General features: G+C 69.1%; 15 protein-coding genes and 1 tRNA gene. 4 read left to right on the forward strand and 12 right to left on the reverse strand.

Annotated features, from left to right (window positions below; all coding sequences use genetic code 11):
* Positions 1 to 265 precede the first annotated feature (265 nt).
* The 3 genes from ABDZ36_RS02480 to ABDZ36_RS02490 all read right to left on the reverse strand — a co-directional run bounded on the left by ABDZ36_RS02480 (position 266) and on the right by ABDZ36_RS02490 (position 3385).
* The gene (locus tag ABDZ36_RS02480; RefSeq protein ID WP_211311844.1) at positions 266 to 2140 is read right to left on the reverse strand and encodes a DUF2070 family protein; all 1875 of its coding nucleotides are present in this window, start codon (positions 2138 to 2140) and stop codon (positions 266 to 268) included.
* Positions 2141 to 2146: 6 nt separating this feature from the next.
* Positions 2147 to 2698: a GMP synthase subunit A gene (locus tag ABDZ36_RS02485; protein WP_211311845.1), complete on the reverse strand. Its 552-nt coding sequence runs from the start codon at positions 2696 to 2698 to the stop codon at positions 2147 to 2149.
* Positions 2699 to 2791: 93 nt separating this feature from the next.
* On the reverse strand, positions 2792 to 3385 hold the full coding sequence (locus tag ABDZ36_RS02490) for a DUF7097 family protein (RefSeq protein ID WP_211311892.1): 594 nt from the start codon (positions 3383 to 3385) through the stop codon (positions 2792 to 2794).
* An 81-nt stretch (positions 3386 to 3466) separates the two neighbouring features.
* Here ABDZ36_RS02490 and ABDZ36_RS02495 point away from each other — a divergent pair, with 81 nt between their 5' ends.
* The 3 genes from ABDZ36_RS02495 to ABDZ36_RS02505 all read left to right on the forward strand — a co-directional run bounded on the left by ABDZ36_RS02495 (position 3467) and on the right by ABDZ36_RS02505 (position 6033).
* Complete coding sequence (locus ABDZ36_RS02495) at positions 3467 to 3811, forward strand: DUF192 domain-containing protein (RefSeq protein ID WP_211311846.1); 345 nt, start codon at positions 3467 to 3469, stop codon at positions 3809 to 3811.
* Positions 3812 to 4016: 205 nt separating this feature from the next.
* Entirely contained in the window at positions 4017 to 5549 is a 1533-nt protein-coding gene (locus ABDZ36_RS02500) for a 2-isopropylmalate synthase (protein ID WP_211311893.1), read from the forward strand.
* 118 nt (positions 5550 to 5667) lie between these two features.
* Positions 5668 to 6033, forward strand: coding sequence for a DUF7522 family protein (locus ABDZ36_RS02505; protein ID WP_211311847.1), 366 nt, complete (start codon positions 5668 to 5670; stop codon positions 6031 to 6033).
* Positions 6034 to 6090: 57 nt separating this feature from the next.
* Here the strand turns inward: ABDZ36_RS02505 and ABDZ36_RS02510 are convergent.
* The 9 genes from ABDZ36_RS02510 to ABDZ36_RS02550 all read right to left on the reverse strand — a co-directional run bounded on the left by ABDZ36_RS02510 (position 6091) and on the right by ABDZ36_RS02550 (position 13203).
* A tRNA-Ser gene (locus ABDZ36_RS02510) sits at positions 6091 to 6175 on the reverse strand.
* A gap of 53 nt (positions 6176 to 6228) precedes the next feature.
* A complete protein-coding gene (gene mnhG / locus ABDZ36_RS02515) occupies positions 6229 to 6618 on the reverse strand; it encodes a monovalent cation/H(+) antiporter subunit G (protein WP_211311848.1) in 390 nt (129 codons plus the stop codon).
* Positions 6615 to 6899 (reverse strand): MrpF/PhaF family protein, encoded by a 285-nt coding sequence (locus ABDZ36_RS02520; protein ID WP_211311849.1) that lies wholly within the window; start codon positions 6897 to 6899, stop codon positions 6615 to 6617. The genes mnhG and ABDZ36_RS02520 overlap by 4 nt, the downstream gene beginning before the upstream one ends.
* Positions 6896 to 7498, reverse strand: a complete 603-nt coding sequence (locus tag ABDZ36_RS02525) for a Na+/H+ antiporter subunit E (protein WP_211311850.1) — start codon at positions 7496 to 7498, stop codon at positions 6896 to 6898. Before ABDZ36_RS02525 ends, ABDZ36_RS02520 begins: the two co-directional genes overlap by 4 nt.
* Positions 7499 to 7553: 55 nt before the next feature.
* Positions 7554 to 9116, reverse strand: coding sequence for a complex I subunit 5 family protein (locus ABDZ36_RS02530; RefSeq protein WP_211311851.1), 1563 nt, complete (start codon positions 9114 to 9116; stop codon positions 7554 to 7556).
* Positions 9113 to 9451 carry a sodium:proton antiporter gene (locus ABDZ36_RS02535; protein ID WP_211311852.1) on the reverse strand — a complete coding sequence of 113 codons (339 nt, stop codon included), beginning with the start codon at positions 9449 to 9451 and terminating at the stop codon, positions 9113 to 9115. The genes ABDZ36_RS02530 and ABDZ36_RS02535 overlap by 4 nt, the downstream gene beginning before the upstream one ends.
* 64 nt (positions 9452 to 9515) lie before the next feature.
* Positions 9516 to 9995, reverse strand: coding sequence for an MnhB domain-containing protein (locus ABDZ36_RS02540; protein ID WP_211311853.1), 480 nt, complete (start codon positions 9993 to 9995; stop codon positions 9516 to 9518).
* 174 nt (positions 9996 to 10169) lie between these two features.
* The gene (mbhE, locus tag ABDZ36_RS02545; protein WP_343749186.1) at positions 10170 to 12536 is read right to left on the reverse strand and encodes a hydrogen gas-evolving membrane-bound hydrogenase subunit E; all 2367 of its coding nucleotides are present in this window, start codon (positions 12534 to 12536) and stop codon (positions 10170 to 10172) included.
* 256 nt (positions 12537 to 12792) lie between these two features.
* Positions 12793 to 13203, reverse strand: coding sequence for a hypothetical protein (locus ABDZ36_RS02550; protein ID WP_211311855.1), 411 nt, complete (start codon positions 13201 to 13203; stop codon positions 12793 to 12795).
* Between the two features lie 184 nt (positions 13204 to 13387).
* Between ABDZ36_RS02550 and ABDZ36_RS02555 the strand changes: the two genes are divergently transcribed.
* Positions 13388 to 14137 carry a DNA-directed RNA polymerase subunit epsilon gene (locus ABDZ36_RS02555; RefSeq protein WP_343749187.1) on the forward strand — a complete coding sequence of 250 codons (750 nt, stop codon included), beginning with the start codon at positions 13388 to 13390 and terminating at the stop codon, positions 14135 to 14137.
* Positions 14138 to 14201: the final 64 nt, after the last annotated feature.

The raw sequence follows: 14201 nt of genomic DNA on the forward strand, positions 1-14201 counted from the left end.
CCGCCGCGCGTCAGTGTGGCTACACGGAAAGCGGTTGGACCGTCCTTGGAGAAGAAGTCGCGGACGGCGGCATGTGTTGTCGGAGAACTGGGGCAAAGTGAGGCGAGACAGGGGGTCGGACGGGTCGATGCAGAACGGACCGGCACGGCGACGTCGCGGTGCAGTCCCGCGATCCACCACTTCGTACCGGCGGCGTGCGGGAGTTTTTGGCGGAGCTTTTTCGAGGAACGGGTCGCCGGAGGCGATTCCGGCGAAGAAAAGGGTCCTACGTCAGGAAGAAGATGAGCGCGCTAACGAGGAGGGTGGCGGCGACGACGACGGCCCCGAGGACGCTGCCGAGCGCGATAACGGCGTTGGCGTGGCTGGCGAGCGTCTCGGTGCGATCGTTGCCGAAGACAGTGACTTCAGCGTGTTCGGTGGCGACGCCGGCCTCGACGGGTTCGATGTCGGCGATTGCGTCGCCGGCGAGGTCACAGACGAGGTCGCTGAGTTCGGCTTGGTCGATGACGTCGCCGACCTGGTTCTCCGATTTGACGGTGTTAACGATGTGGGTGTCGGTCGTCATGATCTCCACGGCGTCCGGGTCGAAGCCGTGGGCCTCGACGAGGGTATCAACGAGGTCGTCGCGGAGGCCGGGCTCCATGTTGTTACCGTCGACGAGGACGTAGCAGGTCCGTGCGCCCTCGACGTCGGTAACGGCGACGCGGACGCCGAGCGGACCGATGCCCTCCTGTGGCGTCCAGACGGTGCGATCCCACGCGACGCCGAGCGAGAGCGGACCGCGTTCGGCGTCGGTGAGGCGGCTCCCGAGGTCGCCGGCACCCTCGATGAGGTGGAACGATCGGGGGGAGCCGGGGACGACGTGGCCGAGGTCGTCGCCCTGGAGGCCGTTGTTGGAGTTGTGCGCGTCGGCGAGGAGGACGTCGTCGAGACCGGCACGACGGGCTTCAGCGGCGGCAGCGAGACCGACAGCGTACTCGACGTCGTCCGCGAACGCGGGTGCAAAGCTGGCGACGAGGAACGCTCCGTCGTCGCCGAAGCGCTGGCCAAGGAGGCTGGCGTCGCCGTGCGTAGCACGAATACCGCGGGTCGCGTCGCGGTCGTATTCGACGTTCGCGGCGGCGCGTTCGGCGGCGTCGATGAGCGTATCGACCTCGCGTTCGGTGACGAGGTTGAAGTCGTGGCCGGCGGTCGCGTGCGGCGGGAAGGCGAGGCCGGTCGCAGTCTCGGCGATGCGCTGTGGGAGGTTCCCCCCACCGATTTCGCCCATCGGCCCGGGGTGGATCATTGGGAGGACGAACCGGGCTTTCTCCTCGCCGTCGGGGCGGCGAACGGAGAGGACGGTGACGGGGACGATGGCGTCCTCACCGATCTGCTCGAAGAAATCCTCCAGTTCGCGAGTGCCCTCCGCGATGTGGCCGATGAAGCCACGGATGAAGTCGAGGCCGGAGACGCCGAGGCTCTGTCGCCACGGGCGGTCCATGGTGCGGACGAAGCCGTAGGCGACGAGCGCGTAGAGGACGCTCATGCCGACGAGGAGGAGGAGGTCGTTCGGCGTGACGAGGAGGAGACGCGAGGGGGCGCTCTGCGGGCGCGATAGGTAGGCGTTGAGCAGCGGAACGTCGATCGTGAGATAGCGCATCGTCCCGGAGTAGACGAAGAGGAGGACGCCGGCCGTGACCGTCTGGATGCTCGCGGGGATCGCGGCGAGCGGGAGGCTGTTGCGCGAGACGGCGAGGACGACGAGTAAGCGCAGCGCGAAGACGAGCGCGAGTGCGGCGATGAGGACGTCGAAGACGAAGTTCTGGCCGAGGCGCGTGAGGACGGCGATGACGCTGGCGACGGCGAGCAGCGCGACGACGATGAGTTCGCAGCAGAGTGCGAGGAGAGACGCGCGGTTGTAGGTGAGTTGGCCGTTGAGCCAGCCGTCGATCGGCGTCGTGAGGAGGCTGGCGGCGACGGTCGGGATCCCGATGAAGAAGACCCCCTGCCAGGCGTCCTCCAGCGGGTAGGAGGCGTTGAACGCGCCGACGCCGGCCAGCGCGGCGACAAAGAGGGAGAACGTGAGGCTGGCGTACCAGTTCGGCGCGCGGAAGATGAACCGCGAGAGCGCCGCGAGATCGCCCTGCGTCTCGGTCATGGACGCCTATTCGCAGCGCGCGAGGAAGTTCTCGAAGACGACATCGCCGGCTTCGGTGTGTGCGACCTCGGGGTGCCACTGGACCCCGTAGCGCTCGCGCTCGGGGTCGCTCATGGCCTCGACGTCGCAGACGTCGCTCGTCGCGGTACGCGTGAAGCCGTCGGGCACCGCTTTCACTTCGTCGGCGTGGCTCGCCCACACCCGCGTTTCGGGAGCGAGCGAGCCGACGAGCGGGTCGTTCTCGTCCACTATCTCGACGGTAACGTCCGCGTAGCCGCCGTAGTCGCCCCCGCCGACGTCGCCGCCGTACTCCGCGGCGATGAACTGCATCCCCAGACAGATCCCGAGGATCGGGACGTCGAGGTCGAGGTACTCGTCACAGCGGCCCGTGCGGTCCATGCTCGGACCGCCGGAGAGAACGAGGCCGTCGTACGCGGCGAGGTCGGCCGGCGCGGTGTCGTTGTCGACGAGTTCGGTGTCGACGCCGAGATCGCGAAGCGCCCGGTGTTCCAGATGCGTGAACTGGCCGTGGTTGTCCACGACGGCGATGCGCGTCATGGCGTGCTCTATCGGTTGTCGCCGTAAAAAGTCCTCGTAGTCGCGTCGGAACGCGGGACAGGCGTCCGACGCGGGACGTTCGCCGTCGTCTCGCTACCCGTCGCCACCGCACCGTTCGGCCGCCGTCTCGAAGCCCGTCTCGTCGAGTTCGTCACTCCGGCGGCCCTCCGCTTCGGCGAGTGCCGCGGCGCTCGGCGCGGCGTCGTCGTCGATTCGCGCCCACGAGTCGTGGACCGCAGCGTGACACCACCGACAGAGGACGACGGTGATTTCGTGGCTGACGCCGTCGCTCGCGGACTCGCTTCCCTCGTCCGCGTTGCTCGCGGGTCGTCCCTCCCCGCTCGCTCGGTCCGCTGGTTCACCGCGTTCATCCGCGTACGCCAAGTGATGTTCCTCAAGGAGCGGTCGGGCGTCGGTGTGGGCGTCCCGACGTTCTGCGAGGCCGCAACGTTCGCACTCGCGGGCGTCACTGGTCGAGCGATAGTGCGGGCAGTCGCGCCAGTCGCAGTCGTCCGTCGCGGGACAGCGGTAGTCCTCGGCGGCTCGCTCGGCGGCGAATGCGCGGTCGTGCTCGGGATGCTCGAAGGCGTAGCGGCACTTCCCGTCGCCGGTTACGTGGTCGCAGTCCCCAGCGTGCGCGTAGGGGTCGTCTACGCCCACGGCGGTCCCGGTCGGCGTCTTCTTCACCGCCTCGGCGTTGCGACGGGAGCGCCAAAACGCTTCCGCGCGCCCCGAAGAGCCAAGCGGGCCACGGGCGTTCCCGTGGACGTGCGCGTCATCCACGAGCGCGACGGCGGGACGGAAACGCTCGCCTCGACGGTCGACATCGCCGACTCGTTCCTCGCGCGTGCCCGCGGGCTGATGTTCCGAGCGTCGGTTCCGGACGACTACGCGCTCGTCTTCGAGTTCGGCGGGCGAACGCGCCGCGACGTCCACATGGTGTTCGTCCCGTTCGCCATCGACGTCCTCTGGCTCGCCGACGACGAGGTACAGGCGCTCAAGACGCTCTCGGCGTGGACCGGCCTCGGGGCCGCGGAGGCAGATCGGCTGATCGAACTCCCGGCGGGCGCGGCGGCCGACGTCAGCGTGGGCGATACGGTCCGCGTCGAGTGAGCGGGTCGACGCCGCGGACGAACCGCGTAGCGCACCATCACGGTTGTTCCCGAACGTTCCGACCACTTTAAGAGGCTCGGCGTCGTCGGTGGGAGTACGATGACGTCAGATACGACGACGTCGGAGGATAGAGGAAGTCGCCGCAAGGCGGCTGGCCGTGAAATCCGACGGTAACGAAACCACCACTACCGACAGCGAGTTCTCGATGGACTTCTTCTCAAACACAACCCTCAGCGACGGCGACGTACAGTTTCTCGACACCACCCTCCGCGACGGCGAACAGGCTCCGGGGGTGTCGCTCAGCCCCGATCAGAAGGCGGACATCGCCCGCCGACTCGATCGGGCCGGCGTCGCCGCCATCGAGGCGGGCAGCGCCTGCACGAGCGCCGCCGAGCGCGAGACGATCCAACGCGTGACGAGCCTCGGCCTCGACGCACGGATCACGAGCTTCTGCCGCGGCGTCCAGCGCGACGTCGACCTCGCCCTCGACTGTGACGTTGATGGCGTCCACATCGTCGTGCCGGCGAGCGACCGCCACATCGAGGGGAAGGTCGGCTCGACGCGCGAGGAGGTCGTCGAGACGACCGGCGAGCTCGTCGCCTACGCGAAAGAGCAGGGCCTCTGGGTCGAGGTCATCGGCGAGGACGGCTCACGGGCCGACTACGACTACCTCGAAGCGCAGGCCGAAGCCGCGTTCGACGCGGGCGCGGACCGCTTCTGCTTCGCGGACACGGTCGGGCACTCCTCGCCCGAGGCGGTCTATCGCGGCGTCGATCGCCTCGCGGACCACGGGCCCGTCGGCGTCCACACCCACGACGACCTCGGGCTTGCCGTCACGAACGCGCTCGCCGGCCTCGCCGCGGGCGCGGATCTCGTCCACGGCACGATCAACGGGATCGGCGAGCGCGCGGGCAACGTCGCCCTGGAGGAGGTCGCCATCGCGCTCTGGCACTGCTACGGCGTCGAGCCGATGGCGACCGAATCGCTCTACGACCTCGCGGCGACCGTCTCGGAGGCCACGGGGGTTCGCCTCCCGCCGAACAAGGCCGTCTCTGGCGAGAACGCCTTCGCCCACGAGTCCGGCATCCACACCGACGGGACGCTCAAGGACGAGCGGATGTACGAGCCCTACCCACCCGAGGCGGTCGGCCGCGAACGCCGCCTCGTCCTCGGAAAACACGCCGGACGAGCGGGCGTGCGCGCCGCGCTCGCCGAACACGACGTCGAGTTGGACGACGACGCGCTCGCGGCGGTCGTCGAGCGCGTGAAGACCCTCGGCGAGAAGGGCAAGCGCGTCACGGACGCGGATCTCCTCACCATCGCCGAGGATGTCCGCGGGCGTTCGCGCGAGCGCCGCGTCGAGTTGCTCGACCTGACCGCGGCGAGCGGCCAGGGAACGCCGTCCGCGAGCGTGCGCCTGCGCGTCGACGACGACGAGCGCAGCGCCGCCGGCACGGGGAGCGGGCCGGTCGACGCCGCGATGAGCGCTGTCCGGCAGGCGCTCGGCTCCGAGTTCTCCTTCCACCTCGAATCGTACCACGTCGATGCGATCACGGGCGGGACGGACGCCGTCGTCACCGTCGACGTCGAGGTCTCGCGGGGCGATCACTCGGTGTCCGTCTCGGCGAGCGACGCCGACATCACCGTCGCGAGCGTCACGGCCGTCCTCGACGCCCTCGATCGCCTCCTCCCTGCGGCCGACACCGACGAGGGGGACACCGTGCCCGCCGACGACTAAGCGGTCGCGTCGCGACCACGCCGAGGCGGTTGTCGATCTCGCCGCCGACGGCACCCAATATTTCGTGGTAACTCACCACATACATTTAGGTGCGTGAGTGCGTATCACACGAAGGACCATGAACGACACCGTACGGGAGGAGCTGACGCGGGCGTGTCGGAGCGCGATCGGCGACTCGCTTCGGAGCATCGTCTACTTCACCGCGGACGACTACGAACAGCTCTACTTGCGCGACGACCTGACGGCGTCAGCGGACCTGGCGTCGTTCGTGGAGAACGAGCGCCGCGGATTCGAGCGCCGCGAGACCGCCGCGAACTCCGAGCTCGGGGCGTACGAGTACACGATCCACGGCCACGAGGACGGCGCGTTGACGCGCGTCGTCACGGACGACCGCGGCGTCTTCGTCACAACGGACCAACTCTCGACGGCGCGCTTCGAGGAGGTCGCGACGGCCATTCGCGAAGTGCTCGATCCGGCCGCGTGAGCGGACGCGAAAACGATCGACGCGGTGCTGGGGACGTGAAAACGGAGAGGAGTGGAGCGCCGAGGGTGAGATTCGAACTCACGAGTCCGTGTGGACAGTTGCTTTCGAGGCAACCGCCTTGGCCAGGCTAGGCTACCTCGGCTTACCACCTCGTAGCGCGCGTTCGACTTTAGCCGTTTCGATTCGCAGTAGCGTTCACTCCTCGTCGTCGTACATCTCGACGTCGAGCTTGCGGGCGGCCCGCGAGATGAGGTGAGCACCCGTGGGCGCGGTAACAAAGAGGAAGACGATGCCGACGAGGGAGGTGAGCCCCGCGCCGAAGGGGCCGAAGCGGACGAAGCCGGCGAGGAACATCGAGGCTGCGCCGAGCGTCGTCGCCTTCGAGGTGGCGTGCATCCGGTTGTAGACGTCGGGGAAGCGCAGCAGGCCGATCGTGCCGACGCAGAGGAAGAACGTCCCGACGACGACGAGCGCGGCGACGATGGCGAGGCGCAGCGTGGAAGGCCCGGCCGCGGCTGCGTGACCAGCCTCGCTCGCACCCTCGGTCGCGGCGACGACGGTCGTGGTGGTGAGTGCGAGGCTCATTCGATGATCGCCCCCTCAGTGAGGTACTTCGCAGCGACGACCGTCGTCACGAAGCCGACGATGGCGAGCATCACGGCGACGAGCACGAAGAACGACCGGTCGGCCTCCAGGGCGTGGACGACGCCGAGTCCGACGACGCACGTCGAGATCGTGTCGAGCGCGACCGCGCGATCGGGGACGGTCGGGCCGACGACGACGCGGTACGTGCAGGCGAGCGTGCAGAGCGCCACGATCACGCCGCAGGCGACGAGGACGAGGTGGTAAATCTCGGGTGCGTTCATCCCTCCACCTCCTCGTCTTCGTCAGACGAGTCGTACTCCCACGCGGCCTCGAGCGTGGCCTCGCGTGGCTCACTCTCGGGGTCGACGTCCTCGCCGAAGATGTCGATCACGTAGCGCTCCCAGCGCCGGATCGGTGCGACGAGCGCCTCGACGTCCCCGATGTCGACGGCGTGGACGTGGAGCGCGTTCGCGTCCGCGTCGTAGTCCATAGTGAGGGTACCGGGCGTGAGCGTGATGGAGTTAGCGATCGTGGTGATCGCGGCGTTGCTCTCGACGCGCAGCGGGACGATGACGACGCCGGGATCGAAGCGGAGCGTGGGGGCGAGCACGCGCTTCACGACGTCGATGTTCGCGGTGAGGAGCTCGTACACGAAGTCGACGAGGTAGACGGAGACGGCACGGACGATCGTCGGCGTCCGTCCGAGATCGCTGCGCCCCGGAAAGAGCGCGCGGAAGGTGTACGTGACGGGCAGCGAGAGGATGAGGCCGGCAACGAGGCCGGCGACGATCCCCCGTAGCGTCCCGGGGGCCTCCGCGACGAAGATCCAGACGACGGCGAAGCCGACGCCGGCGGTCACCCAGCGCGGGACGGACGTCACGCGGACCACCCCCGGTGGGGCGCGTGGGCCAGTCGGACGGCGGATCCGACGCGGGTCACGCGACACCACCTCCGAGTACCGCGCGGACGTAGGCATCACGACCCGCGCCGGTGGCGACGTGACCGGCCGCCTCGGCGAACTGATAGACGGGGCCGAACCCAACGCCGACGGCGACGACGCAGCCGGCGAGGACGACGACGACGGCGAGCCGGACGGGGTCGATCGCGGACATCGACGCGACGACGTCGGTGCGTTCGCCCCAGAACGCGCGGTTCCACGTCCGTGAGACGTACGCGATGGTGAGTATCGCACCGAGGACGGCGACGGCGAGCGCGACGGTCGACCCGCCAAGCGCGGCCGTCCGAAAGACGAGGAGCTTCCCGAAGAAGCCGGCGAGGGGCGGGATACCGACCAGGGAGAGTCCACCGACGAGGAACGCCCCGGCGAGGACGGGCGCGCGGCCCGCGAGCCCGCCGAGCGTGTCGAGGTCGGTCGTTCCCGTCGTGTCCTCGACGATGCCGGCGACGAGGAAGAGCAGCGGCTTGGCGAGCGCGTGGTTGAGCGCGTAGACGAGCGCCGCGGCGACGCCGACCGCGCGGAGGTCGGGGACAGCGGCCGCGATGGCCAACGGGAGCACGATGAACCCGACCTGCCCGATGCTGGAGTAGGCCAGCGTCTCCTCGAACGTCGGCCGATCGAGCGCGGCGAGCCCGCCGACGAGGATCGACGCGCCGGCGAGCGCGAAGAGGACGGGCCCGTAGGCGGCGAGGAGATCACCGCTGAGGCCGCCGAAGACGAACCCCGGGTTGGCGGCGGCGAAGACGACGAAGCCGACGCGGATGATCGCGTAGACGCCGACCTTCTTCGCGACGCCGGCGAGCATCGCCGCGGCGGGTGCGGGCGCGGCAGCGTACGCGGAGGGCACCCACCACTGGAAGGGGACGAGGCCGGCTTTCAGCCCGAAGACGGCGAGCAGGAGCAGTGAGAGCCCGAGGACGGGCGTTGCCTCCGCGGGCGAGGCCGCCGCGAGCCAGCGCGCCATGTCGGCCATGTTGAGGGTGCCCGTCACGCCGTAGAGGCCACCGACGGCGAGGAGCATCAGGCTGGAGCCGACGAGATTGAGAACGACGTAGCGTGTCGCGGCGAGCGTCTCGTCGCGACCGCTGTAAAAGGCGACGAGGCCGTAGGAAGCCATGAGCGTCACCTCGAACCAGACGAAGAGGTTGAAGATGTCGCCGGTGAGGAACGCGCCGGTCGAGCCGACGAGGAGGAAGTGAAAGAGCGTGTGGTAGGAGACGCGCTGGCCGGGCGGCTTCAGGTGGCGGATACTGTAAACGAGCGTGAGCGGTGCGATGACGGCCGTGAGCGCGAGCATGAAGCCCGAGAGCGGGTCGGCGACGAGCGTAATGCCGTACGGTGCGCTCCACCCACCGACCTGATAGGCGATCGTGTCCGCCGGCCAGACCCGCGCGAGCAGCGCGACGATCGCAGCGCTGTATCCGACGACGCCGACGAGGCTACACGCCCGCTGGACGCGCGGCGCGAAGCGCACGAGGATGCATGTGATCGCGGTGACGAACGCCACGAGTATCGGCGCGATGACGAGGTGCGTCGTCATCGGACCGCCCCCTGGATGTCGTCGAGGTCGATGGAGCCGTGCTCCTGGTACGTCCGGTAGACGAGGACGAGCAGGAGCGCGGTCGTGGCGAAGCCGATGACGACGGCGGTGAGCACGAGCGCCTGCACGAGCGGGTCGGTGGTCTCCCCGCCATGGCCGATGATGGGCGCGACACCGCCGATGCCACCCATCGTGACGAGGTAGACGTTCGTCGCCTGCGAGAGCACGAGCACGCCGAAGACGACGCGCACGAGGTCGCGGCGCAGGACGAGGAACGTCCCGGCGGCGAACAGCACGCCGAGCGCGAGTGCGAGGACGACTTCGGTCTGGCTCATACCGGCCACCCCCGGAGTCGAGCGTGGGACGGTTGATGCCCCCGCTCTGAGGCGATCGTACAAGTCATTCCGCCCCCACCACCGAGATGATCGTGAGGAGCGCGCCGACGACGACGGCGTACACCCCGAGGTCGAAGACGACCGCGGAGGCGAGTTCGATATGTCCGAAAAGCGGGACGGTCGCGGTGCGGAACGTCTGTGTCATGAAAGGGATGGTCGTGTTCGTGAGGTAGCCGTAGACGATCGCGGCGAGGCCGCCGGCGACGGCGACGGCGAGCCCGGCCGCGTAGAGCGTCTGGTAGTCGCGAACGACGCCGTGTTGGACGTGCTCGACTGCGGTCTCGACCTCGCGGCCGAAGACGTCGTTCTCGACGACGTCGAGGCCGTAGGCGAGGTAGGCGAGCGCGACGACGGAGGCGGTGAGTACGCCGGCGATGAAGCCACCACCCGGGAGGTTGTGTCCCTGCAAGAAGAACGCGAAGGAGACGACGAACCCGAGTGGGAGGACGACGCGCGTGACCGTGCGCAGGATGACCGTGGTCACGCGAGCCACCTCCGCGTGGCGAGGGTGACCCAGCCAGACCGCCGTCTGGCGCTGGTCACGCGGACCACCCCGTGTGGTCGGCGTGACTCAGTCGGGTCACTAGTCCGACGATAGTCACGCGAGCCACCGCCGTGTGGCGAGGGTGACTTAGTCGGGCCGCAGGTCCGACGCAAGTCATGGCGTCTCACCCCGCTCACGCATGACGATGAGGGTAAGCACCGCCACCGCGGCCATGGCGACGACGCTGATCTCGCCGAGCGTGTCGAGGCCACGGAAGTCGACGAGGATGACGTTCACGATGTTGTGTCCGCCGGCCTGCTCGAGTGTATTGTTCACGAAGTAGGAGGCGATGGTGTCGGGTGTTGCGTTCGTCGCGACGAGCGTCGTGACGGTGACGAGGCCGCCGACGAGCACGGAGATGACGGCGTCGTGGGCGGCGCGCGAGCGCTCGATGCGCCCGTAGTAGCTCGGGAGTTTGTCGAGGATCACGAGGAAGACGACGAACGTCACGGTCTCGACGACGACCTGCGTGAGGGCGACGTCGGGCGCGCTCGCGAGCACGAAGAAAACGGTGACGGCGAAGCCGACGACGGAGAGCGCCATGACGCCGGCGACGTGCGAGGGCGCGCGAACGGCGGCGATCGCGGCGATGGCCGCCACGGCGAGGATGACGGTGAGGGTCGCGCTGAGCGACGGGCCCGCGGTCGGGACGGCAACGCCGGTCGCGATGTAGCCGAAGCCGGCGAGCGCGACCGCACCAACGAACGTCCACGCGGCGTACGTTCGCAGGTGGCCGGTCCAGAGGGCGCGCTGGACGCGCGTGCTCGCGTGGTTCGCGCCGTAGACGAGCCGGTCGTACCAGCCGTCAGCGCGGAGGACCGGGAGCGTATCGAGGAGGCCGCGCGTCGCCCAGCGGACGCGGGGCCACCCGAGGAAACAGAGGACGCCGCCGCCGATCGCGATGGCGCTCATCACGACGGCGGGCGAGAGATGCGTCGGGAGGTGGTAGTGGAAGCTCGTGGCGTGCGCGCCCGCCTCGGGTCCGAGCGTGGAGCCGACGACCCAGCCGACGAACTCCTCAACGGGGGCGAGCGGCGCGCCGAGCGCGGCGGTGATCCCACCGAGACCGATGACGCCGGCGACGGCCGCGAGGACGACGGGCGGGCCGGTCATCGGCCACGGCGCGCGGTGAACGTGGCCGAGCGTCTCGGGGCGCTCGCCGAAGAAGATGCTGAGGAAGCGCAGCGAGTAGGCGAGCGTGAAGACGCTGCCGACGACGGCGACGGTCGGTGCGAGCCAGGCGATCCCGCCGGCGTGGTGGGCGAACTCGTAGCTCGCCTCGAAGAGGAGCTCCTTCGAGTAGAAGCCGTTGAACGGTGGGACGCCACCCATGCCGAGCGCGGCGACGACGGTGACGGCCGCGGTGATCGGGAGGTCATGGCGAAGCCCACCGAGGTCGTCGAACGCCCGCGTGCCAGCTTCGTGGGCGACGATCCCGGCGACGAGGAAGAGCGCGGCCTTGAACGCCGCGTGGTTGAGAATGTGGAAGACCGCGGTCTCGGAGCCGAGCGCGCCCGTAAAGCCGAACCCGGCGACGATGAGACCGAGGTGGCTCACCGTCGAGTACGCGAGCAGCTCTTTCAGTTCGCTCGCGCAGACGGCGAGGATCGCGGCGACGAGCATCGTGAGGAGGCCGAGCGCGACGAAGATCTCCGTCCACTGCTCGCCGACGAGGATCGGACGAACGCGCCCGAGGAGGAAGACGCCGGCCTTCACCATCGTCGCGGAGTGGAGGAACGCGGAGACGGGCGTCGGGGCGGCCATCGCGTCCGGGAGCCAGACGTGGAAGGGCACCTGGGCGGATTTGGCGGCTGCGCCGATCCCGACGAGCGAGAGGACCGGGAGGAGTACTCCCGCCTGCTCCACGGCAGCACGGGTTGCTGCGGGGTGGGCGAGCATCGCGGTCAGCGAGTAGGTGCCCGCGGCGCTCGCGAGCAGGACGAAGCCGACGAGCATGAACAGCCCGCCACCGACGGTGACGAGCATGGCTTTGCGTGCGGCGTAGCGCGACTCCCGACGGTCCGAGTAGTGACCGACGAGGAGGAACGAGGCGACGCTCGTCAGCTCCCAGAAGCAGAAGAGCACGACGAGGTCGCCGGCGTAGACGACGCCGAGCATCGATCCCATGAACGCGAGCATCGTGGCGTAATACTTCGGCTGGCCGGGCTCGCCGCGCATGTATCCCGCGGAGTACCAGAAGACGAGGACGCCGACGCCGCTGGCGAGCGCGCCGACGAGCGTCGCGAGCCCGTCGACGTAGAAACCGAGGGAGACGGAGAGTGGGCCGACCCACGTGACGGCCGCGCCGCCGTGCGTCCCGGCGAGCGTGACGACCAACCCGAAGCAGACCGCGGCGACCGCGGCCGCGTAGTACGCAGTCCGGTTCCCGAGGGCGCGCGCCACGAGTGGCGTGGCCGCCGCGGCGGCGAACGGCAGCCCCACCAGGGCGACGAGTACCCACAGGTCGGGTGTCGGTTGCACGTTCGAGTCGTAGGGGAGTCCGAGTATAAAGGTGGTCACGATCCGTCGTGTTGGGGAACCGCCAGAACGAAGAAGTGGACACGCGGCCTCACTGCGGGTGCGCGGCGCTCCGGCGACGGTCGTCGGCGTCGTCCTCGGAACCACCACCACCCTCACCACCTGACGTCGGCGGTGGCCGGGGCGTGCGCTCTGTCGTTGTACGGGCGTCGTGCGATCCGCCGTCAGGTTCTTGCAGTCGTTCGACGATGAGCAGCCGCTACGACGACACGACGTCCGGGTCGTAGAGCGGCTGGCACGCGCAGTCGACGTCGAGGTGTTCCTCAACGAAGCGCGGGATGACCGCGTGCGCGAGACGGTTCTTCGGGTCGGGGACATTATCGCGTTCGGCGAGCACGTCATCGACGACGTCGCGGAGGGCCGCGAGGGCGTCCTGGGTCGCCTCGCGCGTCCCGTAGCCCGCGACGGGATGGTCGGAGACGTGTCGCGTCCCGTCCTCGTGGATCGTCGAGAGCAGGACGTGGTAGGGGCAGGTCTCGTCGGTCGGCGACTCCGACACCCAGAGGTCGACCGCGAACGACGGCGTGACGCGGCGTCGCCACCGGCACTCCGTGTCCCCCGCGCGCTCCGCGGTCACTTCGGCCCACTCGTCGGCCGGAGAGTCGTCCATGGCCGCGCATTCGCTCGGCCACGGCAAGAAACGTCGGTGTCGGTCACCGATGTCTGTTTAAGTTGTTCTCGTCACAAGTAATGGATACGAGCGAGGGACGCCCCGGAGTGGGCGGCCCAATTTTCCGTGACGGCTACGTTGGGTAGTCGTGCGTTTATCCGTCTGCGACCGATAGCGGGAGTCGATGACCGACGCCGCCACGTCGGCCCCCGAGTTCGAGGTGGTCGACGAGGAGCAGTTCAGCCAGCGGCCGGGCGACGGCGCGCTCGCGCGTGCGGCACACAGGCGCGACACGACGGTAGGTCGCTGGGGGCCGACGAGCCCGAGCGCGACGCAGATCGGGCGCGCGCGCTCGCCGGACGCGGACGTCTCCGAGAGCCTGCGACGCCTCCACGAGGAGCGCCACCCCGCGACCGAGGGACACAGTGCGCGCCAACATCGACTGGAGAAGTTGCGGATCACGCACGCGCTCTGCAACGACCTCGACGTGACGCCGTGGCAGCGCGACCGGGCGCTCGGCGTGATGGTTGACCTCGATCTGACCGCGTTCGGGAGCCAGCGCGCGATCGAGAAAGTCGCCCTCGTCACGATTCGCCACGTCGTCGACGACGAACGCGAGCGCTACCTCGGCTTGCAAGATCAGGCGTGGCTCGCCGAGCAACCCCCGGAGCGCCTCGAGAATCTCTACGAGCAGTTCACCTCGCTCACCGACGACCCGCACTTCGAGGCGCTCGCGGAGAAACACGGCCTCTCGATCACCTCGCTCAACCGCCTCCGGCGGGTGCTGCGCGAACGCCTCGACGAGCAGGGCCTCCACGGCGCGGTCTACGGCCGCAACCCGTACCGCGATCCGAACCTTCCGAGCACGGATCTCGACGACGGGAAAGAGACCGACGAGACGAGCGACAGGGACGAACAGCGAGACGACCGCTGAGGACGCTCGCAGCGCTAACCCGCCAGAGAGCAGGGGAACGTGAGACGCCTGTGGGCGATGCGAC

Source organism: Halarchaeum salinum (assembly GCF_039520965.1).
In the GTDB taxonomy this organism is placed as follows: Archaea; Halobacteriota; Halobacteria; order Halobacteriales; family Halobacteriaceae; genus Halarchaeum; species Halarchaeum salinum.